At 36.0% G+C, this 21,145-nt stretch carries 23 protein-coding genes; 15 read left to right on the plus strand and 8 right to left on the minus strand.

Going from position 1 to position 21,145, the window contains the following annotated elements; translation table 11 throughout:
• Nucleotides 1-3: 3 nt before the first annotated feature.
• The 13 genes from nrfD to IPJ53_09850 are packed head-to-tail and all read left to right on the plus strand — an operon-like array spanning nt 4 to nt 11,758.
• Nucleotides 4-1,428 carry a polysulfide reductase NrfD gene (gene nrfD, locus IPJ53_09790; GenBank protein ID MBK7799395.1) on the plus strand — a complete coding sequence of 475 codons (1,425 nt, stop codon included), beginning with the start codon at nt 4-6 and terminating at the stop codon, nt 1,426-1,428.
• A 29-nt stretch (nt 1,429-1,457) separates the two neighbouring features.
• Nucleotides 1,458-1,979, plus strand: a complete 522-nt coding sequence (locus IPJ53_09795) for a DUF3341 domain-containing protein (protein MBK7799396.1) — start codon at nt 1,458-1,460, stop codon at nt 1,977-1,979.
• A gap of 1 nt (nt 1,980) precedes the next feature.
• Entirely contained in the window at nt 1,981-2,805 is an 825-nt protein-coding gene (locus IPJ53_09800) for a cytochrome c (GenBank protein ID MBK7799397.1), read from the plus strand.
• A 33-nt stretch (nt 2,806-2,838) separates the two neighbouring features.
• Nucleotides 2,839-4,122 carry a hypothetical protein gene (locus IPJ53_09805; GenBank protein ID MBK7799398.1) on the plus strand — a complete coding sequence of 428 codons (1,284 nt, stop codon included), beginning with the start codon at nt 2,839-2,841 and terminating at the stop codon, nt 4,120-4,122.
• 16 nt (nt 4,123-4,138) lie between these two features.
• Nucleotides 4,139-5,644: an OmpA family protein gene (locus IPJ53_09810; protein MBK7799399.1), complete on the plus strand. Its 1,506-nt coding sequence runs from the start codon at nt 4,139-4,141 to the stop codon at nt 5,642-5,644.
• A 16-nt stretch (nt 5,645-5,660) separates the two neighbouring features.
• Nucleotides 5,661-7,511, plus strand: a complete 1,851-nt coding sequence (locus IPJ53_09815) for a cbb3-type cytochrome c oxidase subunit I (GenBank protein MBK7799400.1) — start codon at nt 5,661-5,663, stop codon at nt 7,509-7,511.
• 24 nt (nt 7,512-7,535) lie between these two features.
• Nucleotides 7,536-8,429 (plus strand): protoheme IX farnesyltransferase, encoded by an 894-nt coding sequence (locus IPJ53_09820; protein ID MBK7799401.1) that lies wholly within the window; start codon nt 7,536-7,538, stop codon nt 8,427-8,429.
• Between the two features lies 1 nt (nt 8,430).
• On the plus strand, nt 8,431-9,012 hold the full coding sequence (locus tag IPJ53_09825) for a cytochrome c oxidase subunit 3 (GenBank protein MBK7799402.1): 582 nt from the start codon (nt 8,431-8,433) through the stop codon (nt 9,010-9,012).
• Nucleotides 9,013-9,029: 17 nt separating this feature from the next.
• The gene (locus tag IPJ53_09830; protein MBK7799403.1) at nt 9,030-9,869 is read left to right on the plus strand and encodes a cytochrome c oxidase subunit 3; all 840 of its coding nucleotides are present in this window, start codon (nt 9,030-9,032) and stop codon (nt 9,867-9,869) included.
• Nucleotides 9,870-9,885: 16 nt separating this feature from the next.
• Nucleotides 9,886-10,380, plus strand: coding sequence for a cytochrome C oxidase subunit IV family protein (locus IPJ53_09835; protein MBK7799404.1), 495 nt, complete (start codon nt 9,886-9,888; stop codon nt 10,378-10,380).
• A 9-nt stretch (nt 10,381-10,389) separates the two neighbouring features.
• Entirely contained in the window at nt 10,390-10,977 is a 588-nt protein-coding gene (locus tag IPJ53_09840; protein ID MBK7799405.1) for a hypothetical protein, read from the plus strand.
• Nucleotides 10,978-11,508 (plus strand): DUF420 domain-containing protein, encoded by a 531-nt coding sequence (locus IPJ53_09845; protein MBK7799406.1) that lies wholly within the window; start codon nt 10,978-10,980, stop codon nt 11,506-11,508. It abuts the gene before it with no gap.
• Between the two features lie 13 nt (nt 11,509-11,521).
• Nucleotides 11,522-11,758, plus strand: a complete 237-nt coding sequence (locus tag IPJ53_09850; GenBank protein ID MBK7799407.1) for a hypothetical protein — start codon at nt 11,522-11,524, stop codon at nt 11,756-11,758.
• Nucleotides 11,759-11,906: 148 nt separating this feature from the next.
• On the opposite strand, the gene IPJ53_09855 is transcribed toward IPJ53_09850, so the two are convergent.
• Both IPJ53_09855 and ribD read right to left on the minus strand, forming a co-directional pair.
• On the minus strand, nt 11,907-12,461 hold the full coding sequence (locus IPJ53_09855) for a DUF255 domain-containing protein (protein ID MBK7799408.1): 555 nt from the start codon (nt 12,459-12,461) through the stop codon (nt 11,907-11,909).
• A gap of 100 nt (nt 12,462-12,561) precedes the next feature.
• A complete protein-coding gene (gene ribD, locus IPJ53_09860; GenBank protein ID MBK7799409.1) occupies nt 12,562-13,563 on the minus strand; it encodes a bifunctional diaminohydroxyphosphoribosylaminopyrimidine deaminase/5-amino-6-(5-phosphoribosylamino)uracil reductase RibD in 1,002 nt (333 codons plus the stop codon).
• Between the two features lie 54 nt (nt 13,564-13,617).
• Between ribD and IPJ53_09865 the strand changes: the two genes are divergently transcribed.
• Nucleotides 13,618-14,247, plus strand: coding sequence for an aquaporin (locus IPJ53_09865; GenBank protein ID MBK7799410.1), 630 nt, complete (start codon nt 13,618-13,620; stop codon nt 14,245-14,247).
• 42 nt (nt 14,248-14,289) lie between these two features.
• Here the strand turns inward: IPJ53_09865 and purB are convergent, their stop codons facing one another.
• From purB to IPJ53_09890, 5 genes are all read right to left on the minus strand, one after another.
• Nucleotides 14,290-15,624, minus strand: coding sequence for an adenylosuccinate lyase (gene purB / locus IPJ53_09870; GenBank protein MBK7799411.1), 1,335 nt, complete (start codon nt 15,622-15,624; stop codon nt 14,290-14,292).
• A 13-nt stretch (nt 15,625-15,637) separates the two neighbouring features.
• The gene (locus IPJ53_09875; GenBank protein MBK7799412.1) at nt 15,638-16,339 is read right to left on the minus strand and encodes a TIGR02206 family membrane protein; all 702 of its coding nucleotides are present in this window, start codon (nt 16,337-16,339) and stop codon (nt 15,638-15,640) included.
• A 16-nt stretch (nt 16,340-16,355) separates the two neighbouring features.
• A complete protein-coding gene (locus IPJ53_09880) occupies nt 16,356-16,892 on the minus strand; it encodes a hypothetical protein (protein MBK7799413.1) in 537 nt (178 codons plus the stop codon).
• 84 nt (nt 16,893-16,976) lie between these two features.
• Nucleotides 16,977-17,651, minus strand: coding sequence for a tRNA (5-methylaminomethyl-2-thiouridine)(34)-methyltransferase MnmD (gene mnmD, locus IPJ53_09885; GenBank protein ID MBK7799414.1), 675 nt, complete (start codon nt 17,649-17,651; stop codon nt 16,977-16,979).
• Between the two features lie 56 nt (nt 17,652-17,707).
• Nucleotides 17,708-17,875 carry a hypothetical protein gene (locus tag IPJ53_09890; protein ID MBK7799415.1) on the minus strand — a complete coding sequence of 56 codons (168 nt, stop codon included), beginning with the start codon at nt 17,873-17,875 and terminating at the stop codon, nt 17,708-17,710.
• Between the two features lie 107 nt (nt 17,876-17,982).
• Here IPJ53_09890 and IPJ53_09895 point away from each other — a divergent pair, with 107 nt between their 5' ends.
• On the plus strand, nt 17,983-19,347 hold the full coding sequence (locus IPJ53_09895) for a peptidoglycan synthetase (GenBank protein MBK7799416.1): 1,365 nt from the start codon (nt 17,983-17,985) through the stop codon (nt 19,345-19,347).
• 8 nt (nt 19,348-19,355) lie between these two features.
• Here IPJ53_09895 and IPJ53_09900 read toward each other — a convergent pair whose 3' ends face one another.
• Nucleotides 19,356-21,092, minus strand: coding sequence for an ABC transporter ATP-binding protein (locus IPJ53_09900; protein ID MBK7799417.1), 1,737 nt, complete (start codon nt 21,090-21,092; stop codon nt 19,356-19,358).
• Nucleotides 21,093-21,145 lie beyond the last annotated feature (53 nt).

Here is a 21,145-nt window from a genome sequence, read left to right on the forward strand (position 1 = left end):
AAAATGGCAGGAGGATATGTTGCGCCGGTAAGAAGGCCCTTAGTTGAAGGGAATAAAACCTATCATCAGATTACAGAGGATTTATGTTCACCCACAGAGCGAACACCCAGCAGAGCCTGGGTAATTGCCTTTCTGATTTCAGTGACTGTTCTAGCATACGGACTTTTTTGCATCGTATGGACTATTTGGATGGGGACCGGAACCTGGAATTTAAATCGAACCATTGGATGGGGTTATGATATTACAAACTTTGTTTGGTGGATTGGTATCGGGCATGCTGGAACCTTGATATCTGCTATATTAATGCTTTTTAGGCAACGATGGCGTACGGGTGTAAATCGTGCAGCTGAGGCCATGACAATTTTTGCCGTTATATGTGCCGCCTTATTTCCCGTAATTCACGTAGGTAGAGTTTGGGTGGTGTTTTATTTTTTCCCTTATCCGAACACGCGAGGATCTTTATGGCCAAATTTTAATTCACCTCTTCTTTGGGACGTTTTTGCCATCTCCACTTATTTTTCAGTTTCTCTATTATTTTGGTATACAGGATTAGTCCCTGATTTTGCTACAGTAAGAAACAGAGCTACCGGATTCCGCAAGAAAGTGTACAACTTTTTATCTTTTGGTTGGACTGGTTCAGCAAAACATTGGCAAAGATGGGAATCCTTATCTTTGGTATTGGCTGGACTTTCAACCCCTTTGGTTCTCTCTGTTCATACCATTGTAAGTTTTGACTTTGCTACCTCTGTAATTCCTGGTTGGCATACCACCATATTCCCTCCATATTTTGTTGCGGGAGCTATTTTTTCTGGATTTGCCATGGTACAAACCCTAATGGTAATTACAAGAAAAATCTTGAAATTGGAAGAGTACATTACTCTTGAACATATTGAGTCCATGAATAAAGTGATCCTGGTTACCGGAACAATTGTAGGGGTGGCCTATCTCACTGAATTATTTATTGCCTGGTACTCAGGTTATGTTTATGAGCAATTTGCTTTCTTTAACAGGGCTATGGGCGTATACTGGTGGTCTTATTTTGGGATGATGGCTTGTAATGTTATTTCACCTCAGATTTTTTGGGTTAAAAAATTCAGGCGATCAATTTTTGTAACATTCTTCATGTCGATTTTTGTAAACATTGGAATGTGGTTTGAAAGGTTTGTGATCATTGCAACCACTCTTGCAAGGGATTATCTTCCATCTTCGTGGAGTTATTATACTCCAACTTGGGTAGAGATTGGGATTTTCGTTGGGACAATTGGCTTATTCTTCACATTTTATATGATTTTCACAAGGGTGGCACCAGTTGTAGCTATTGCAGAGGTTAAGCATATTTTAAAAGTTGGAGGGGATCAATACATTGGTGAAAAGGCTCACCATAATGCATCGCATGCTCCGGAAGCCGCTAAACATCACGATCATTAATTATTTTAAAAAGTTCTGAACTTATTAATATGAGGCAATTTAATAAAGAAGTAATCTACGGTATCTATAGCGATGAAGAAGATTTACTTAGGGCTGTAAGAAATGCACGAAGCAAGCATCTCGAAATAATGGACGTTTATACTCCATTTCCAGTTCATGGCTTGGATCAGGCTATGGGATTGAGTGAATCCAGACTCCATCAGGCAGGATTTATTTATGGGGCTTTAGGAACCTTGACTGCCTTTCTTGGGATGAGTTGGATTTTTACACGCGATTGGCCAATTATTTTTGGAGGTAAGCCATATTGGCCTGTACCATCTTTCATTCCCATAACTTTTGAATTGACAGTTCTTTTCGCAGCTTGGGGAATGACCATTACCTTTTATACAATTTGTGGACTATGGCCTGGGGTAACGAATCCACAATTAGATTTAAGAACCACAGATGATAAGTTTTGCCTGGCCTTTGATCGAGCAGATGTTCCTGAAGGTGTGGCCCAGTCATTTTTTAGTGAGACAGGTGCAGATGAAGTAAACAGTAAAACGATTTAAGATGAAGAAACTTATATCACTCAGTTCGTATATTATTCTTTCTCTAATACTTAATTCTTGTTCTCCTGCAGAAGGAAACAAAACAGGACACGAATACATGCCCGATATGGCTCATTCAGTTGCATATGAAGCCAATGTTGATAATTACTATTATTATCATACCTGGGATTCAAAAGAGACTTATCACAATTTTAGTAAGCCTAAAAAGCCTGTCAACGGCACAATAGCAAGAGGTTACAGTGGTATTAATAATTCAGATTCAAGTTCAATGTCTCAGTTCAAATCAATGATGAAAGGGACTTCAACTAATAATTCAATTAGTACCCCTAAGAATGGTCATGTAAATTATTATTATCAAGACACCCCTGAAGACAGAATAAGAGCAGGTAGAGAAATGACATCAAATCCTTTTCCTCTAACTAAATCTGGGTTGGAAAAGGGAAAAGCCAATTATGATATTTATTGCAGTATTTGCCACGGTGCTAAGGGGGATGGTGCAGGATATCTTGTAAGAGATGACGGGGGAGTTTATCCGGCTCAACCTGCAAATTTTTTAAAGGATGAATTTATTGCTTCAAACGAAGGTAGATACTATCATTCCATCATGTATGGTTTGAATGTTATGGGAGGATATTCTGATAAGCTTTCATACGAAGAAAGATGGGAAGTCATTCACTATATTAGATCTCTTCAAGCAGCATCAAAGAATTTAAAGTATTCTGAATCAGAAAATACATTTACCGGATCTCAGGCAATTGCAGATGCAAAAAAAGCAGCGGCTACAGTTTCAAATACCGCGGCATCTGTTGTGGCTCCAAAAAAATAAATTGAAGTACTTTCAAAGAAAAACTAGCGAAAAATGAGTTCAATTCAATTACCATCAAAAGATAAAGCAGTACTGGGTATTTTGGGAGCAATAGGAGTGTTATCTCTTATTGTTATTTTTCTGAATGATGATGAATTTCATACCAGACTGTGGACAAATTTACTTCACAATGGAGTGTTTTTTACACTTATTTCCTTGATGGCCATTTTCTTTATTTGTATTTCTGTAACAGCCTATGCCGGATGGAACGTTGTGTTTAGAAGGATTTGGGATGGCATGTCTCAATTCCTTTTTGTTGGTCTTGGTTTGATGGGTATAATTGCCTTGGGAGTTTATTTTGGATGGCACCATTTATATCATTGGGCTGATCCTGATACTGCTGCGACTGATGAAATTATAAAAGGTAAATCCGGATTCCTTAACAAAAACTTTTACACATTTGTGGGTCTTGGAATTCTGGCTACTTGGCTATTCTTTGCTCGTAAAATGCGAAGCCTAACTATTGCAGAAGATGACCATGGTGACCACAAATTGGAACATTACAAATCAATGAAATTCTATGCTGCATTATTTTTACCTATTGCTGGCTTTTCCAGTGCTGCGGCTATTTGGCTTTGGTTGATGTCTGTTGATCCTCATTGGTACAGTACAATGTTTGCTTGGTACACAGGTGCAAGTTGTTTTGTTAGTATGATTGCTTTAACAATTTTACTTCTGATATATCTTAAAAGTAGAGGTTATTACCACAATGTAAATTCAGAGCATTTTCATGACTTGGGTAAATTCTTGTTTGCTTTTTCAGTGTTTTGGACATATTTATGGTTTTCACAATATATGCTTATTTGGTATGGAAATATTGGGGAAGAAACCGTATACTTCCAGACCAGAATTCAGGAATATCCTGTGTTGTTTTATGGTAATTTGGTCATGAATTTTGTTTTGCCATTTTTAATCTTAATACGCAATGACACAAAACGCAAATACGGGACATTAATCTTGGTGGCAATCATAGTTTTTTTTGGTCACTGGATTGATTTGTTCCAAATGGTAAAACCCGGCGCATTGCACACAGCTCACGAACTTGCAGGACATGCTGCCACTGCCGTTTCTGACCATACAACTCTTGAAGCAGCTCATGGTGGACATGAAGCATCAGGATTTAAGTCAGGAGATACTTTGCCTGGCTTACCTGAATTAGGTTTAATGTTGGGTTTTGTGGCTTTGTTTTTTGCAACCACTTTACATTTTCTTTCCAAAGCAGCTCTCACTCCGAAGAAGGACCCATTTTTACAAGAGAGTTTACATCATCACGTATAATTGAAAAACACGAGAAATGACGAGTTTAATCATAATTCTATCTGTTATACTCCTTACGGTGGTTTTGGTACAATTGGCCAAAATAAATGAAATCAGTGACCAATTAAAAGGAGAAGAAGCTGTTAAAGTCAGCGAAGCCAATACTCATGCTAAATGGCTTTTAGCATTTTGCGTGCTTTTATTTGCTGCGTTTATTTGGGGATCTTTGCATTATGCCAACGTGATGTTAGGGTATGGTCCGCATACGGCTGCTTCTCAGCATGGATCAAAAATTGACTCTATGTTTAATGTGACAGCATTTTTTACCATCATAGTTTTCATCATTTGTCATATTGCTTTATTTTGGTTTAGCTATAAATACAGATATTCTCCAGGTAGGAAAACTTTGTTTTTACCTCACGACAATCGACTGGAAATGATTTGGACTGCAATTCCTGCTTTTGTCATGGTAATTTTAGTAGTAAAAGGTTTGGTTGCCTGGAACGAAATTATGGCCGATATTTCTGAAGGCGAAGACTATATAGAAATAGAGGCTACCGCCTGGCAATTTGCCTGGAATCTACGCTATCCTGGACAAGATGGAAAATTAGGCGTAAAGGATTTCAGATTAATCAAAGCTGGTAAAAATGATCTTGGACAAGACTGGCATGATGAGCGAAATTTAGATGATTTTAATTCTGATGAATTGGTCTTGCCAAAAGGTAAAAAAATCAGGGTTAGAATTATTGGAAGGGACGTATTGCATAATTTTTACTTGCCGCATTTCAGGGTAAAAATGGATGCTGTGCCCGGAATCCCAACCTATTTTATCTTTACACCAATTAAAACTACAGAAGAATATCGTCAAGAGTTAAGGAAATATCCAGAATATAATGTTCCATCTGATCCTGCTGATCCTAATAGTCCTCCTAAATGGAAAACTTTTAATTATGAATTAGCTTGTGCTGAATTGTGTGGCAAGGGTCATTACAGCATGAGAAGATTGGTAAGAATAGTTTCGCCTGAAGAATTTGAAAAGTGGAACTCCTCCCAGAAGTCATTTTATCTAAGTAGTGTGAGGAATACAGAGGAAGATCCATTTAAAGGAAAACCTATAGGCATTGAAGTAAATTTAAAAGCCAAAGAATTTGAAATGGCTCTTAATAAAGCTCTTGATACAGCAAATACGAACCAGGCCGACAGATTGCTCAGATTGGATAATTTGTATTTTGAGACCGCCTCAGCAGAATTAAGTGCGGAATCCGAACCTGCGCTTAAAGTTATGCAGGAAGCCTTTACTAAATATCCAAAACTAAAAGTAGAAATTAGCGGACATACTGATAATGTAGGCGATGCAAATCTGAATCTTGAATTATCAAAAAAGCGTGCAGAGTCAGTAAAAAATTACCTTATAGGAAAACAGATTGAGCCTTCAAGAATCACAGTCTCAGGATTTGGAATGAGTAAACCTGTAGAAAGCAATGATTCAGAAGAAGGAAGGTCTAAGAACAGAAGAATTGAATTTAAAATTTTATCATTTTAAAATAAAATAAAGGATTATGTCAGGTAGTCACCATAATGGTAAAGAAACCGATGTGTTAATAGAAACCCAGGGTTACGATGACCATTTCCATGAACATCATGAAGGGGATAAATATCAATTCGGTTTTATTTCCAAGTATATTTTTAGCATGGATCATAAAATTATTGCCAGGCAATTCTTGATAACAGGAATGTTTTGGGCATTAGTAGGTGCCGCCATGTCAATTATATTCCGATTGCAGTTGGGGTTTCCTGATGCAAGCCTTGCCTGGTTAAAACCAGTATTAGGAAAATGGATTACCATTAATGAAGCAGGTGTAGGAACATTGGAATCTGAGTTTTATTATGCTTTGGTTACCATGCATGGTACCATAATCGTATTTTTTGTTTTGACCGCTGGATTAAGTGGGACTTTCAGCAACTTATTAATTCCATTACAAATTGGAGCTAGGGACATGGCCTCCCCATTTTTGAACATGCTTTCTTATTGGTTCTTCTTTCTTTCAGGAGCTGTTTTATTGTATTCTTTGTTTTTAAGCACTGGTCCATTTTCGGGTGGATGGACGGCTTATCCACCATTAAGTGCCTTACCACAAGCCTCTATTGGATCTGGTGCGGGTATGACCTTGTGGTTAGTTTCTTTGGCTTTGTTTGTAGTGTCTGTACTTCTAGGTGGAATGAATTATATTACCACTGTGCTAAATTTACGTACCAAAGGAATGAGCTTATGGAGAATGCCCTTAACAATTTGGGCGTTTCTTGTCACAGCAATACTTGGACTATTGTCTTTTCCTGTTCTATTCTCAGGTTTCCTGTTATTGATTTTTGATCGGAGTTTAGGAACTAGTTTTTATATTTCTGATATTTTTATCAATGGAGCTGCTTTAGATCGAATTGGAGGTAGTCCTATTTTGTATCAGCATATATTTTGGTTTTTAGGCCACCCTGAAGTATACATCATTATACTACCTGCAATGGGAATAGTTTCGGAGGTGATGTCTGTTCATGCTCGTAAACCTATATTTGGTTACCGTGCCATGGTGTATTCAATTCTTGCGATTGCTTTCCTTTCATTTATTGTTTGGGCTCACCACATGTTTATGTCAGGTGTTAACCCATTTATTTCTAATTTCTTTGTTGTTTTTACGCTCATTATTGCGGTGCCATCTGCAGTTAAAGTATTTAACTGGATCAGTACTCTTTATGGAGGAAACATACGGCTGAATACACCTATGTTATTTTGCATTGGCTTCGTTTCAATGTTTATTTCTGGTGGACTTACCGGAATTTTTCTTGGTAATTCAGCAATAGACATTCAGCAACATGACACATATTTTGTAGTTGCACATTTTCATATAGTAATGGGTGTGGCTGCATTTTACGGTATGTTTGCTGGTGTGTATAACTGGTTTCCAAAAATGTTTGGAAGGTTTATGAATGAAACGCTTGGAAAAATTCATTTTTGGATTACAACCATAGGAGCTTATGCTGTATTTGGGCCAATGCACTTTTTAGGAATGGCTGGAGTCCCTAGAAGATATTATAGATTTGATAGTTTTGAGGCGTTTTCAGGTTTTGATGATATGAATAAGTTTATCACTATTGCAGCAATCATTACCTTTTTCGCACAAATATTATTCGTAGTAAATTTCTTTTGGAGTATGTATAGAGGAAAGAAAGTAGAATCTCAAAACCCTTGGGGATCTAATTCCCTTGAATGGACAACTCCAATTGAAGCTGGACATGGAAACTGGCCTGGCAAAATTCCAACTGTTCAAAGATGGGCTTACGATTATGGCAAGGACGGTATTGAATTTACCCAGCAGCATATACCACTTAGAGAGGGCGAAGAACAAAGCAGTCATTAAAATAAAAAATTTATCCTTAAACAAGTGAGATCTGTTCAAACATATACCTTACATCTGAAGCATATTGTTGCGGATGTTGGTCTATTGGTTAAGTTTAAGCTTAGCCTGATGGTGGTTTTTTCCAGTCTCGCTAGCTATATCATCTTTGCCAGGGAGCAATTCAGTTGGTTAAATTTTGCTTTATTGTGTCTTGGAGGAATGTTTATAACTTTTTCGGCAAATGCCATTAATCAGGTTTTAGAAAGAGATTTTGACAAACTAATGGTCAGGACCATGTTCAGACCATTGGCTGAGGGTAGGATGTCCGTTTCATTTGCTATTTTATTGGCTGGATTATTTGCTACTTTCGGAGCATTGGCTTTATCTGCGATTAATCCAATGGCTGCAACATTGGGAATGTTTTCTTTGGTTTTATACGCATTTGTTTACACACCTTTAAAGCGTTATTCTACCCTGGCCGTTCCTGTTGGTGCTATTCCAGGTGCTTTACCAACTTTAATTGCCGGAGTCGCTGCTCAGAATGGCTTAACCAACGAAGCATTGTGCCTTTTCGGAATACAATACTTATGGCAATTCCCTCACTTTTGGTCAATAGCATGGTTGGGACATCAGGATTATACCCAGGCCGGATTTAAATTGATAAAGGACAATAATGGTTCTCCGGATCCAGCGTTTGGCTTGTATTCCGCATTTTATGCAATACTCAGTATTTTGTTTTTATTGCCATCGCTGTACAACAGTTCTTTAAATATCCTATTTTTTCTTGTTCTGACAATTACTATTTTGGTTTATGCCTTTTTTGGATTCAACCTATACAAAAGAAATGATCGAACATCAGCCAGACAATTGATGTTTTGTTCTATAATTTATTTACCAGTTGTATTGTTTGTATTTATTCTTAACAATTATATGAATTAATATGCCGATAGTACAAATGATCGAGAAGGAATTACCTCCAAACCGGGCGCAAGCACTTAGATTCGGATTATGGATTGCCATGGCATCTATCTGCATGTTGTTTGGTGCATTTACAAGTGCCTATTTGGTGCGCAAGCCGGTAGGAAATTGGTATGAATTTAAGCTCCCTGTATTGTTTTTTTATAGTACAATCTCCATGGTGATTTCTTCATTGTTTCTTGAAAAAGCTTTTAGGTCTTATAAGAAGAATGTGATATCGGGATTTAAGAGAAACCTATCCTTAGGTTTTATTCTGGGAGTAGTCTTCATAGTCTTGCAGATAATGGCTTGGAAAGCAATGGTCGGGCAGGGGCTTTTCATTGACTTGAATGTTTCGGTTTCATTTTTATATGTTATATCAGGAATTCATGCTTTGCATGTAATCGGTGGATTGGTTGCTTTTTTAATTAGTGTATTGGTTCATAATACCCGCACTTTTTCCCCGGACCCTATGAAAATTTTAAAGTTGGATTTATTGAGGCAATACTGGCATTTTGTCGGTATACTTTGGATATATTTATTGGTTTTTTTAATCTTACAATAACAAGGAATTCTAATTAAATGGCTACAGATCATTCAATAGACACACACACAGCTTCATCCAGTTCTACCTGGTCAGGAGCCAATGAACCTTTCAAAGCCAGTTATGGAAAGTTGATGATGTGGTACTTTTTGCTTTCGGATGCTTTTACATTTTCGGCTTTTCTGATAGCATACGGTACCTTACGATTTAGTATGCCGACATGGCCCGTACCAGATTTCGTATTCTCATCACTTCCTGGAGGCATACATCATATGCCCTTGGTTTTTGTTACCATCATGACCTTTGTTTTGATCGTCAGTTCAGTTACCATGGTAAGAGCAGTTCAGGAAGGACATCGTGAAAATAGAAAAGGGGTAGTATTCTGGATGTTTTTAACAATATTGGGAGGATTAACATTTCTTGGTTGTCAAGCCTGGGAATGGACAACCCTAATTAAGGGTGAAAATATGACTATCAAGCAAAATCCTTTCGGCACCCACACTGAAAATGGCATTTATCTGGAAGGAGACGGTCATGACATCAAAGAGGGTGATAGTTTTATGAAGGGGCAGTCGTACATAATACATGCACATGATGGACATTTTAAACCTTTAAAATTTAAAACGGAATCAGGTGAAATTAAAGAACAGACATTAGGACCCAAAGCTTTTGGCGCTTTGTTTTTTTGTATAACAGGTTTTCATGGATTTCACGTTTTTAGTGGCGTCGTATTTTTATTGATCATTATGCTCAATGTAGCCAGTGGAATTTATGCCAAAAGAAATAATGGGTATGAAATGGTTGAAAAAATAGGGCTTTACTGGCATTTTGTAGACCTTGTCTGGGTATTTGTATTTTTAGTTTTTTATTTACTCTAATTATCGAGTTATTATCATGGGACATTTAAGTTACGAGGAAGGGAAAAAAGTTGTTTTTAAAGGTTTGATACTGTTAGGTGTAATTACACTTATTGAGGTATTTATAGCTCTGATTGGAAAAGGGTATGTTATACATGGATTTCATCTGCCAGTCTGGTTAATGTATATCCTAATGATTGGGTTTAGTTTGTACAAGGCCTATTTCATTGTCTATGAATTTATGCATATGAGGTATGAGGTTCCTGGATTGGTTCGAAGCGTCTTATTGCCTACGATGTTGTTAATTTGGGCAATGATTGCTTTCTTTTCAGAAGGAACAACTTGGCTTCATTGGCGTGCAAAGACAAACGATAGACCTATATCCAGTTTTGAATCGAGTATTCAACACGGGAAAGGCGATCTACCAAAAGAAGCAGGAAATGATGAAAGCCATATGTCTATGCCTGCCGAGACTCATTCAGATACAATGAAGCATGATACTACTTCGCATACTTTGCCAGAAACCCACTAGGTGACGCTTATGCACCGAGGATTAAAAGTTTTAATTGTACTGGTGATCCTTATCGGAATGCCTTTGTTTGCCTGGTACTTTCTTAATGAGGGTACTCAAATGAGGAAGGAAGCCATGGCTTATTTAACCCCGAAAGAAACAATTTCAAGTTTTCAGTGTATAACTGAATCCGAATCACTTTTTTATTCCGATTCATTAATAGGAAAGCGTTGGCTGGTTGGGATATTGGGTGGTGATGATAATAGGGTAAAGGCTGCACAGGTAATTGAAAATCTTTACAAACAGACTTCCATAGATTTTGATATAAATGTATTCACTATAACCGGCTTAATTTTTGGCGAAAAAATGTCAGACGTTGGGCATATTTTGAACTGGCCACAAAATAATAAGAAGTGGGTAAATACCTATATGGCAAAGGATCATGTTTATCCATTTGCCAACAGTATTTTTATAATTCCGGAAAAGTATCAATCCATCCCGTGTGCAATACTTTTGGACGAACACAATAGAGTGAGAAACTATTATAGTTTAATTGACGAGTCAGATGTTAAATCTTTAGTACGACATTTGCCCGTTTTTCTTAGCCTTAAAAATTAAATGTTGAAGAATCAGAGTCAAATCAAGACCTTGAATATTGCAGCAAGTATTGTGAGTGGTGTTGTATTGCTGGTCGTAGTACTTATGAGAAGGATTCATTTGGAGTCTTCATTTGATTTTAGTTTCTTACCACCCGTTTATTCCGCAATGAATGCACTCAGCGCTGTAATTCTATTAATTGCTTATTGGCATATCAAAAATAAAAGAGTGCGGGAACACCAAAAAATGATGACAATTGCTATGTCAACGTCTTTTATTTTTCTCTTATGTTATGTTTTGTATCACATCACTACACCTGAGACTTTGTATTGTAAAGAGGGAATTATCCGATATGTATATTTTAGTCTATTAATAACCCATGTAGTTCTAGCTGCAGTCAGTTTTCCTTTTGTGTTGTTTACTTTTGTGAGGGGATTTACCAGACAAGATGTTGCTCATCAAAAATTGGCACGTTGGATTTTTCCTGTCTGGTTATACGTTTGTATTACCGGTCCATTGTGTTATCTGATGTTATATCCTTGTTACAGCTAAATTATAATTGCATATGACAAAGAAATACATGAAATTCTTAATCGCTTTCTTATTTCTACTCATGGTAAATATTACAGTATTTAGTCAGTGTCCCATGTGTAAAATGGCTGCTGAGAGTAATCTAAAGAGTGGGGGAGCAGCAGGCCAGGGATTGAATACAGGAATTCTTTATCTTCTAGGATTACCTTATTTGATAGTTGGCACCATGATTTATTTGTATAGAAAAAATAGAAAAGCTTTGAAGAATTAAATTAAAAAGCATTCAAGATTAGTTCATTTCTGAACTCAACAAAAAAGAAGTGTAATTGTAATATTTTATTAAACAATGTGTGGTTGATCAATAAGAACATATAATAAAATAACCACGAGCACACACACACTTTTTCCACCAAAAAGAATTAATGATCTTTAATCATTTTATAGTTCTCCTGAAAAGTTCTGAAAGGAGTATTTTTATTATAATTTCCGCCAAAATAATTGCTGATCATTTCGAAAGTTGGAGCATCGAGGTATCCAGACAGGGGTTGTATGGTGTTTAGATTTTCATCCATAAAAACAATCGTAGGATATGATAATTGACCTTGTGTTATTTCAGCAGCCAATTCATGATATCCCCGGGTTCCTTTCGAAACGTATTTGAAAACTCTGTCCCTAAAATTAATATCTTCTCGTTGCTCGGCATTAAACTTTACAGCATAATAATTTTTGTTTATAGCTTTCACTACATTTGGATCTCTGAAAGTAGTAGACTCCATTCTTTTGCACCAAGTACACCAATTTGTATAAACATCCACCACTACCTTCTTCTTTTGATTTTTCATTTGAATTTCCATTTGTTCCCAGGAAATCCAGTTAATTTGATTGGATTGACCATATAAAAGATTGGCCATACCTAAGAAAAAGAATATGGTCAATACCCCTGATCCTAATATTTTGATTCCAAGACAATTCATGTGGTCATAGACTTTTATATCAAACTACAAATTAACAATGATAATCGTATTTGTTCAAGTTGATAGTGGTCAAAAAGGGCTATTTTAAAATATATTTAACTTAAACAGCCTTATTATTAGTTAATATACATATTGAATCATTTTCTAATACAAATTTTGAAATGCATTTTCCTTTCGCAACCGGAGCCATTAGGCCCTTTTCAATCTCCAGATTTGAATTAGTTATTACCCTCGCCTCATCCCACAGGTTAGCTTCAATCAAACTTGATAACAATTGGAGTCCTCCTTCAACCAATAAAACACCTATGTTTTGATTAAAGTATAAATCAAACAAGGATTGTTTGATAGGAATTTCGGAGTCTAAAATTAAAGGAAATGGGGGATTGTCTGAAATTTTGAAATTTTTCAAATTTTGCTGCTTTAAACTGCCCAAAACAAATTTTTTTGGATCTTTTCCCACCCATAAACGATTATTGAGTTTAGGGTTGTCTATTTCCAATGTTCGTCTTCCAATGAGAATCCCATCCGATTCATTTCTCCATTTGTGCACTAAAATATCAGAATAAATATTAGATATTTTAGTCGCACCATTCGTTTCTGATAAAAAGCCGTCCTGACTTTGGGCCCATTTTAGTACGATATAGGGCCTTTTTTTTAAAATATTTTGTCTGAAGGTATGATTGATATTTTCCCACTTATGTTGGGCAATCGGCCCTTCAACTTTAATACCAGCATTCAATAAAATTTGCACACTTTTACCAGACATAATTGGATTTGGATCCAATGCTGCAATCACCACATGAGGAATACCTGATTGAATGATTAAGTCAGTACAGGGCTTAGTTTTACCATGATGATTGCATGGCTCTAAACTGACAAATAATGTAGCCTCTTTTAGTAAATGTTTGGCTTGTGCAGGGATATTATTAATTGCCTCCACTTCTGCATGTGGTCCTCCAAACTCTTTGTGCCAACCTTCACTGACAATTATTCCGTTGTGAACTATCAAAGCGCCCACCATCGGATTGGGAGATACCTTTAAATGGGATCTTCGAGATATATCTAAACAATAATCAATGTATAATTCTTGAGATTCATGCATTATAGGTTAAATTCGTACTTTTAAGCCTTTTAATTTCAAACAAAATTAACCAAGATGAAAAAACTACTGGTAGAATTTATCGGATCATTTTTCCTGATGTTAAGTTTTTCATTATGTTTGATTCCTAGCCAGAACAATCTGACACCTTTTGCTGTAGGTGGGATGCTGATGGCACTCGTTTATGCTGGAGGTCATGTCTCTGGAGGTCATTTCAATCCAGCAGTTAGTTTGGCAGTCTTTCTCAGAGGGAAACTTAGTTCTGTTGAATTACCCGGTTATATCCTGGTTCAGTTTGCCGGAGCTGCTTTTGCATCACTGGTTAGTTCTGTTTTTTTATTGCAAAAAGGTGGAGCCGGAATGGATCTAACCAATATTGCTGGACAGGCCATCACTGTCGAACTATTAGGTACCTTTTTATTTTGTTATGTAGTTTTAAATGTAGCAACTTCAAGGGCAACTATTGGAAATTCATTTTATGGAATTGCAATTGGATTTGCTTATGTGTCCTGCCAGATAATTTTTGGTAAAATTTCAGGAGCTGCATTAAACCCTGCCATCTCATTGGGTTTTGGGATAAGCAATATTTCAGGATTTGGCAATATCTGGATTTATTGGGTGGGAGAAATACTTGGCGCTATTGGCGCTGCCTATTTATTCCTATTCATCAATGGCAGGGAACAATAGAATCAGAATGTAGGTGGAGTACTTGAAATGCTTGTGTTAAAACTACTCAGCGTACCCAATGTAATTATTAGGGGTTATTGATTTTAATTCCATTTTGACCTCTTCATTTATGTCAAGTTTATTAATGAAATCAATTAAATCATCCTGAGTCACCACAGTTTTACCTCTGGTTAGATCTTTTAATTTTTCATAAGGTTGTTGATAACCTTCTCTTCTTAAAACGGTCTGAATGGCTTCAGCCAGAACGATCCAATGTGTGTCCAAATCTTCCTGGATTTTCGAACGATTTACTTCCAGTTTACTTAAGCCTTGTGAAATTGATTGGAATGCAATCAGCATATGTCCTAATGGAGTTCCAACATTTCTTAACACCGTACTATCTGTCAAGTCCCTCTGCAATCTGGATATAGGTAACTTTTCGGCTAAATATCCAAGTATTGCATTTGAAAAAGAAAGATTGCCTTCTGCATTTTCAAAATCTATTGGATTTACTTTATGCGGCATGGCAGAAGACCCAATTTCTCCTTCCTTAATTCTCTGCTTGAAATACTCCATTGATATATAGGTCCAAATATCCTTACAAAAATCAAGCAAAATGGTGTTCATCCTAATTAATTGATGACACCATTCTGCTATTTCATCATAATGAGCTATTTGAGTAGTTGTTTTCTGCCTTGAAATTCCCAATTTTTCCATGAGAAATTTTTCACACCATACAGGCCAGTTAAGATCGGGATAAGCAACTTTATGGGCATTTAGATTGCCGGTTGCGCCTCCAAATTTTCCACTAAACTCTATTTCTTTAAATCGATTTAATTGTATCTCAATCCTTTCTGCAAAGACTCTTATTTCCTTTCCTAAGGTCGTAGGGCTTGCAGGTTGTCCGTGGGTTCTAGCCAGCATTGGCAAATGCCCTATTTGGGCTATTAATTGTAAAAGTTCCTTTTGCAAAGCTTCGACAAACGGAATGAGCACCAATTGGCTAGCATCTTTAATCATTAAAGGCAAAGCAGTATTGTTGATATCTTGAGAAGTTAGACCAAAATGTACAAACTCAAGATGACGACTTAGCCCAATGCTGCCAAGTTTTTCTTTTATAAAATATTCTACTGCTTTGATGTCATGCTTTGTCTGACTTTCAAATTCTTTTATTCTTTGTGAATCCGCTATAGAATAATTTTCGTAAATGGAATTAAGATCTTGTTCCAACTTTTTATCTAAATCAATTTGGACAATCCCGGTTTTGATGAGTTGAAGGAAATAGAGTATTTCTACCTTTACTCTATATTTGAATAATGCGTGCTCTGAAAAATAAGCTTCTAAAATCCTCGTTTTCTCGAAGTACCGTCCGTCAATCGCTGAAATATTTGTTAACAATTTATATCATTTATTAATTTACAAATAAATTGAATTTGAGTCTTCTGAAAATATAATAAAAACTTCCAATAAAAATTGAACCAATAATCTCAAATCCGTAAATATGATATGGAAATCCTCCTGTGACCAAAGGATTGTCTACTTTTGGAGGATCACATAAAAATATATAATTAGATCCCAAATAATAATTGATAAGTCCAACTATTCCTAAAATGAGGTTTCCTAGTAAAAATACCTTAAGCCATGATCCAGGTCTGGGACGTATTTGATCAACAAAAAAGTAGTACATCGGCATAAAGATGATAAGGCCATGACTAAGGTAATAATCAAATGCTAAAAAAGGATGATAGCCGTGGGTCATTTCAGGTGTAATAAAGCTCATTGAGGCTCCCACCATTCCAAGTAACAGTACAAATTCAAATAATATAGGTATGAATTTGAATAAACAAATCAAAGACATTACATAGGAGATGTTGCATAAGTGCAAAGGAAGAGAATCCTTTATACTGAAGACTCCTGTGTAAATGTAATAACCATGAATTAAAATTTCTCTGGTTGCAAATAATCCAAATAATACATTTTTGTATATCCTTTCAGTTCCACGTTTACGAAAATAAATTCCTAATTTTCCGAGACTAAAATAAAAAATAAATGCTCCAATTATTCCGAACCACCAAATAAAAGAAAACAGAGGTACAAGATAATGTTCATGCATGATTCAGATTTAATATCTATTCAGATGATTTTTCACCTACAAAATGATGTTCCTTGTACTTGAAGAGAATATTAAATGTCGTAAGACTGCCATAGATTCTGGTGATATACTGCTGCAAATTAAGCTTTTCTTCATCTGTAAGTTTACTGGAGTTGATTCTTTGTTCCATCACCCTGAGCCGATCACGGGTCATTATGATTTTATGAAAAAAAGCTTCTATTGGTATTTCTTTCTCTTTTATAGAAGGGTCCTCAGACTTTAGAGTCATCATGCCATTTTTCCACTTATCATTTAAGGGAACCACCTCTGTAATGTCTGACCATGCTCTTAAAATTTTAACCAATGATTTTTCGGCTTCATTAAATGATACAGCTTCTTCAGGTTCTATTTTTTCGATTATTTCCCAGGAACTATAGTCTTTGCCTACTAACTTGAGGCCAAATTGCATAAAACAGACTCTATAAGCAGCAACATCAGATTCAATAATAACTCCATCCCCGAATGCAGGATGTTTAACTCTTGATCCAACCCCCAAATATTTGTCAAGACTCATAAGTAATAATAATTTGTGTCAAATATATTAAAAATTGTCAACCTGTGTCAGTTAGATAACTTTAAGTCTGAGAATGCCAACTACCTAAAGCTTTATAGCTCTGGTAACTTCTCTTTTACCAATCGGACCTGAAAGTGCTTCTACTATAAAACCCAATGATCTTAGGTCTCTTTTAAATTGTCCTTTTGCACAGAACGTTAACAATATTCCACCTGGAGCCAACATAAAGTACAATTTTTCCAAACTTTCTAAAGTCCATAAGTCTGGTTGAATTTCTGGGCCAAAGGCATCAAAATAGATTATATCAAATTCCGAATCAGGTTTAAAAGACTCAAAACTCGAATTATTTTTTGTCAATAAAAAATTGTTACAAACAATGAATTCTTGCCCCCAGGAAAGCCTGTGTAAAAGCTGAAAATACTCATTGGATGAACCTAAGGCGGTCTGGATATTAGGGTAATTTAGTCTACTCCAGGTATCTTCAAGAAGTGGCATGTTTTCAATGGTCTGATAGTTGACTGTGACTCCATTCTGAATTGCAAAAAGTAGTGTTAAATAAGCATTAAGTCCCGTTCCAAAACCAAATTCAAAGATTTTGATTGAATTTTGAATTTGACTTCTATAAGCAAGACCATATTCTATGTAGACCTTCAAACTCTCCGAAAGAGCTCCATGTTTGGAATGATAATAGGAATTCCAAATAGGGTGGAGTACACTATCTGAACCATCGGCAGAATTAAAAATAACAGGTTTAATCATAAAAAAGACCAGTCCCTAAGCCGGAACTGGTCTAAAAATATAACAGATGATTTATCTTAAAATATCAGCGAAATAAACTTTAGAACGACAGAAGCAGTATTTGCTACTACAGTATCCAAGCTAAAATCATAAGGACATCCATAACCGCGGTTGCAAGATGTCAGGGTTAAAAGGAACAAAACAAGTACAACAGGGTAGGCTGATGGATTTCTTTTGAATTTCATGGCAGTAAGTTTAATGTTGAAAAACCGATGTCAATAAAACGCAGCGCAAAGTTACATTATTATATCAAATTATTTTAAGTTTGAGTCGAATTAAACAATTTTATCATATGATCCAAAAGATTCACCTCATTGCGATAGGGGGGAGTGTAATGCATAATTTGGCCCTGGCATTGCATCATGGGGGACATATAGTCAGTGGTTCTGACGATCAGATCTATGAACCAGCAAAATCCAGGTTATCAAAAGCTGGAATAATGCCTCCCGAAGAAGGGTGGTTTCCTGAAAAAATAAATGCTGAATTGGACTTAGTAATCCTTGGAATGCATGCAAAGGATGACAACCCTGAGTTGAAGAAAGCCCTTCAACTGGGATTAAAAGTTTCATCTTTTCCGGAATTTGTGTTTAGTCAGTTCAATGAAAAACAAAGGTTGGTAGTTGCAGGTAGTCATGGTAAAACGACGACCACCTCTATGCTTATGCATGTATTGAAGAAGCTATCCAAAAAATTTGACTATTTGGTGGGAGCTCAACTTGAAGGATTTAACGAAATGGTATCCTTTACAGATGCAGACTTAGCTTTAATTGAAGGTGATGAATATTTAAGTTCTTGCATGGATAAAAGTCCTAAATTTCTTCATTATAAGCCACAAATTGCGATTATAACTGGAATCGCCTGGGATCATTACAATGTTTTTCCCACCTATGACTTATACAAAAAAGCATTCTCCGATTTTATTTTGTCTATGCCAACAGGAGGAAATCTTATTTATTTTGAAAAAGATCCCGAGTTGGTGACTCTTATTGGGCAATTTGGAACTCATCTTAATTGCATTCCTTACAAGGAGGCTCCTTATGTTCAACAAGATCAAGAAACCTATTTAATTGGACAGAGCGCATGTTATAAATTAAATGTCTTCGGTAAACATAATCTGCAAAATATTCAATCTATCAGATTGGCTTGTAACTTGTTGGGAATTTCTGAATCAGATTGCAATGAAGCCATCAGCGACTTCAAAGGGGCATCAAGAAGAATGGAACTTCTTGAAGAAACAGAAGACAAATTCGTTTTCCAAGACTTTGCACACGCTCCTTCAAAAGTCAAAGCCACTTTGGAGGCGATAAGAGAAAAATTTAAAACGAGAAAAGTGCTTGCTATTCAGGAATTACATACCTATAGTAGTTTAAATAAAGCTTTTATCCCTCAATATTTAGGAACCATGAATCCAGTTGATAATGGCATCATCTTTTTTGATAAAAAAGCGTTAGAAATAAAACGCATGCCTGAATTAGAAGAAGATTTCATTCGTCAGTCATTTGGCAGGTCTGATTTATTGGTGATTAATGAATCAGACATTTTAAAGGAACAAATTCTTAAAATTGCAAAATCAGCTGAAGTCGTTTTATTTCTTGGCTCAGGGAATTTTGGAGGATTGAATATCAGAAGTCTGGCTAAAGAAATTGTAAATAGTTAAAAAATCAATTATCGGGGTATTGCATTTATGAGGTTTCTTGTATACTCAGTTGAAGGATAATTTAAAATTTGAAATGGCAACCCTTCTTCAACGATTTCACCATTTTTCATTACTATTATACGGTCTGCAATAAAATTTACGACTGAAAAATCATGAGTAATAAACAAATAACTAAGCTTAAACTTTTCCTTAAGGCTGGTTAAAAGGTTTAATACCTGAGCCTGAACTGATACATCCAAAGCAGAAACAGATTCGTCAAAAACTATAAACTTTGGCTTTAACCCCAATGATCTGGCAATACAAATTCTTTGTCTTTGTCCGCCTGAAAACTGATGGGGATACCGGTCAAAATGATCTTCACTTAAACCAACTTCTAACAAAAGCTCAAGGGCTGCTTCTTTTCTTTCTTTATAATTTTTGTAAAGTTTGTGAACTTCCATTGGTTCCACAATTGCATCCCCAATCCTTTTTCGAGGATTTAAAGAGGAATACGGATCCTGAAAAATGATTTGTAATTCCCTTCGTAAAGGCTTCCAATCCTGAACACTGTAATTATTTATTGCAAAACCATCATAACTTACTTGACCACCTGCAATTTGAATCAAATTTAGAATTGCCAAACCAATGCTGGATTTTCCACTACCAGATTCCCCAACCAATCCTAATGATTCACCCGGTCTGATTTTAAAGCTAACGTCTCTTACGGCGTCAAAACTTTTTGTAACCTTACCAAAAATATTTCTTTCAATTGGATAAGATACCTGAAGGTTCGCAACTTCTAAGAGCGAGCGACTTTGGTCAAAATCTTCCAACTTTCGCTGCTGCTCTTGATTTGATATAATCATGGTATCATTGAACCACTTTTCTTTTTTGCTACCTTCCAGAAAATCTTGCACGATAGGCAAATGCCTTATTTTACAATTTAAAGGAGGTTTACAATTAATCAAACCTTGAGTATATGGATGCTTAGCATCCAAAAAAATGTTTTCGGCGGTATTTGACTCGATTATTTGACCATTTTGCATCACCAGCACCCGATCACAAAGATTTTTAATTACACCAAGGTCATGTGAAATAAAGATTAGAGTTAGATTCATCTCCTTCCGAATGTCTTCGAGTAAGTCCAAGATTTTTTTCTGAATGGTAACATCAAGTGCTGTGGTAGGCTCATCAGCTATAATGACTTTAGGTTCACAACATAAGGCAATTGCAATTAAGACCCTTTGAAGTTGACCACCACTTAATTGATGTGGGTATGAATCATAAACTCTAGCGACATCCTCCAAGCCAACTTTGCTAAACCAATATTCAACTTTGCTCCTTAACTCAGACTTTCGACCCATATTATGGGCAACCAGAGCTTCTTTAACTTGAAAACCACATTTCAATAAAGGATTTAAAGCTGACATAGGCTCCTGAAAAATCATGGCAATTTTTCGACCTCTATAATGCCTGATTTGATCTTCACTTAATTTGAGCAAGTCAACAGTTTGACTTTCATGCTCTTTCCATAGAATTTTTCCAGAATCATATTTCGCTTGAGAACTCAATAATTTCATAATACTTAATGAAGTTACAGACTTCCCGCTACCTGATTCACCAACAATCCCTAAAGCTTCACCTTCAAATACACTAAAATTTATTCCATTTATGGCATTTTGCCATAAATTTCCTTGTTTAAAAGAAACACTCAGATCTCGAATTTCAAGTATTTTCACATTGCAAATTAAACTAAAATCAATCATTTGGGGTTGGAATTTATATCGGTATTCAATATTTTCATTGTCAGACCGTTAGA

The sequence above is a fragment of the Candidatus Vicinibacter affinis genome (assembly GCA_016714365.1).
In the GTDB taxonomy this organism is placed as follows: Bacteria; Bacteroidota; Bacteroidia; order Chitinophagales; family Saprospiraceae; genus Vicinibacter; species Vicinibacter affinis.

Coding starts and splice junctions, on each gene's coding strand:
- nrfD (MBK7799395.1), top strand. CDS start 4: ATGGCAGGAGGATATGTTGCGCCGGTAAGAAGGCCCTTAGTTGAAGGG.
- IPJ53_09795 (MBK7799396.1), top strand. CDS start 1,458: ATGAGGCAATTTAATAAAGAAGTAATCTACGGTATCTATAGCGATGAA.
- IPJ53_09800 (MBK7799397.1), top strand. CDS start 1,981: ATGAAGAAACTTATATCACTCAGTTCGTATATTATTCTTTCTCTAATA.
- IPJ53_09805 (MBK7799398.1), top strand. CDS start 2,839: ATGAGTTCAATTCAATTACCATCAAAAGATAAAGCAGTACTGGGTATT.
- IPJ53_09810 (MBK7799399.1), top strand. CDS start 4,139: ATGACGAGTTTAATCATAATTCTATCTGTTATACTCCTTACGGTGGTT.
- IPJ53_09815 (MBK7799400.1), top strand. CDS start 5,661: ATGTCAGGTAGTCACCATAATGGTAAAGAAACCGATGTGTTAATAGAA.
- IPJ53_09825 (MBK7799402.1), top strand. CDS start 8,431: ATGCCGATAGTACAAATGATCGAGAAGGAATTACCTCCAAACCGGGCG.
- IPJ53_09830 (MBK7799403.1), top strand. CDS start 9,030: ATGGCTACAGATCATTCAATAGACACACACACAGCTTCATCCAGTTCT.
- IPJ53_09835 (MBK7799404.1), top strand. CDS start 9,886: ATGGGACATTTAAGTTACGAGGAAGGGAAAAAAGTTGTTTTTAAAGGT.
- IPJ53_09840 (MBK7799405.1), top strand. CDS start 10,390: ATGCACCGAGGATTAAAAGTTTTAATTGTACTGGTGATCCTTATCGGA.
- IPJ53_09845 (MBK7799406.1), top strand. CDS start 10,978: ATGTTGAAGAATCAGAGTCAAATCAAGACCTTGAATATTGCAGCAAGT.
- IPJ53_09850 (MBK7799407.1), top strand. CDS start 11,522: ATGACAAAGAAATACATGAAATTCTTAATCGCTTTCTTATTTCTACTC.
- IPJ53_09855 (MBK7799408.1), bottom strand. CDS start 12,461: ATGAATTGTCTTGGAATCAAAATATTAGGATCAGGGGTATTGACCATA.
- ribD (MBK7799409.1), bottom strand. CDS start 13,563: ATGCATGAATCTCAAGAATTATACATTGATTATTGTTTAGATATATCT.
- IPJ53_09865 (MBK7799410.1), top strand. CDS start 13,618: ATGAAAAAACTACTGGTAGAATTTATCGGATCATTTTTCCTGATGTTA.
- IPJ53_09875 (MBK7799412.1), bottom strand. CDS start 16,339: ATGCATGAACATTATCTTGTACCTCTGTTTTCTTTTATTTGGTGGTTC.
- IPJ53_09880 (MBK7799413.1), bottom strand. CDS start 16,892: ATGAGTCTTGACAAATATTTGGGGGTTGGATCAAGAGTTAAACATCCT.
- mnmD (MBK7799414.1), bottom strand. CDS start 17,651: ATGATTAAACCTGTTATTTTTAATTCTGCCGATGGTTCAGATAGTGTA.
- IPJ53_09890 (MBK7799415.1), bottom strand. CDS start 17,875: ATGAAATTCAAAAGAAATCCATCAGCCTACCCTGTTGTACTTGTTTTG.
- IPJ53_09895 (MBK7799416.1), top strand. CDS start 17,983: ATGATCCAAAAGATTCACCTCATTGCGATAGGGGGGAGTGTAATGCAT.
- IPJ53_09900 (MBK7799417.1), bottom strand. CDS start 21,092: ATGATTGATTTTAGTTTAATTTGCAATGTGAAAATACTTGAAATTCGA.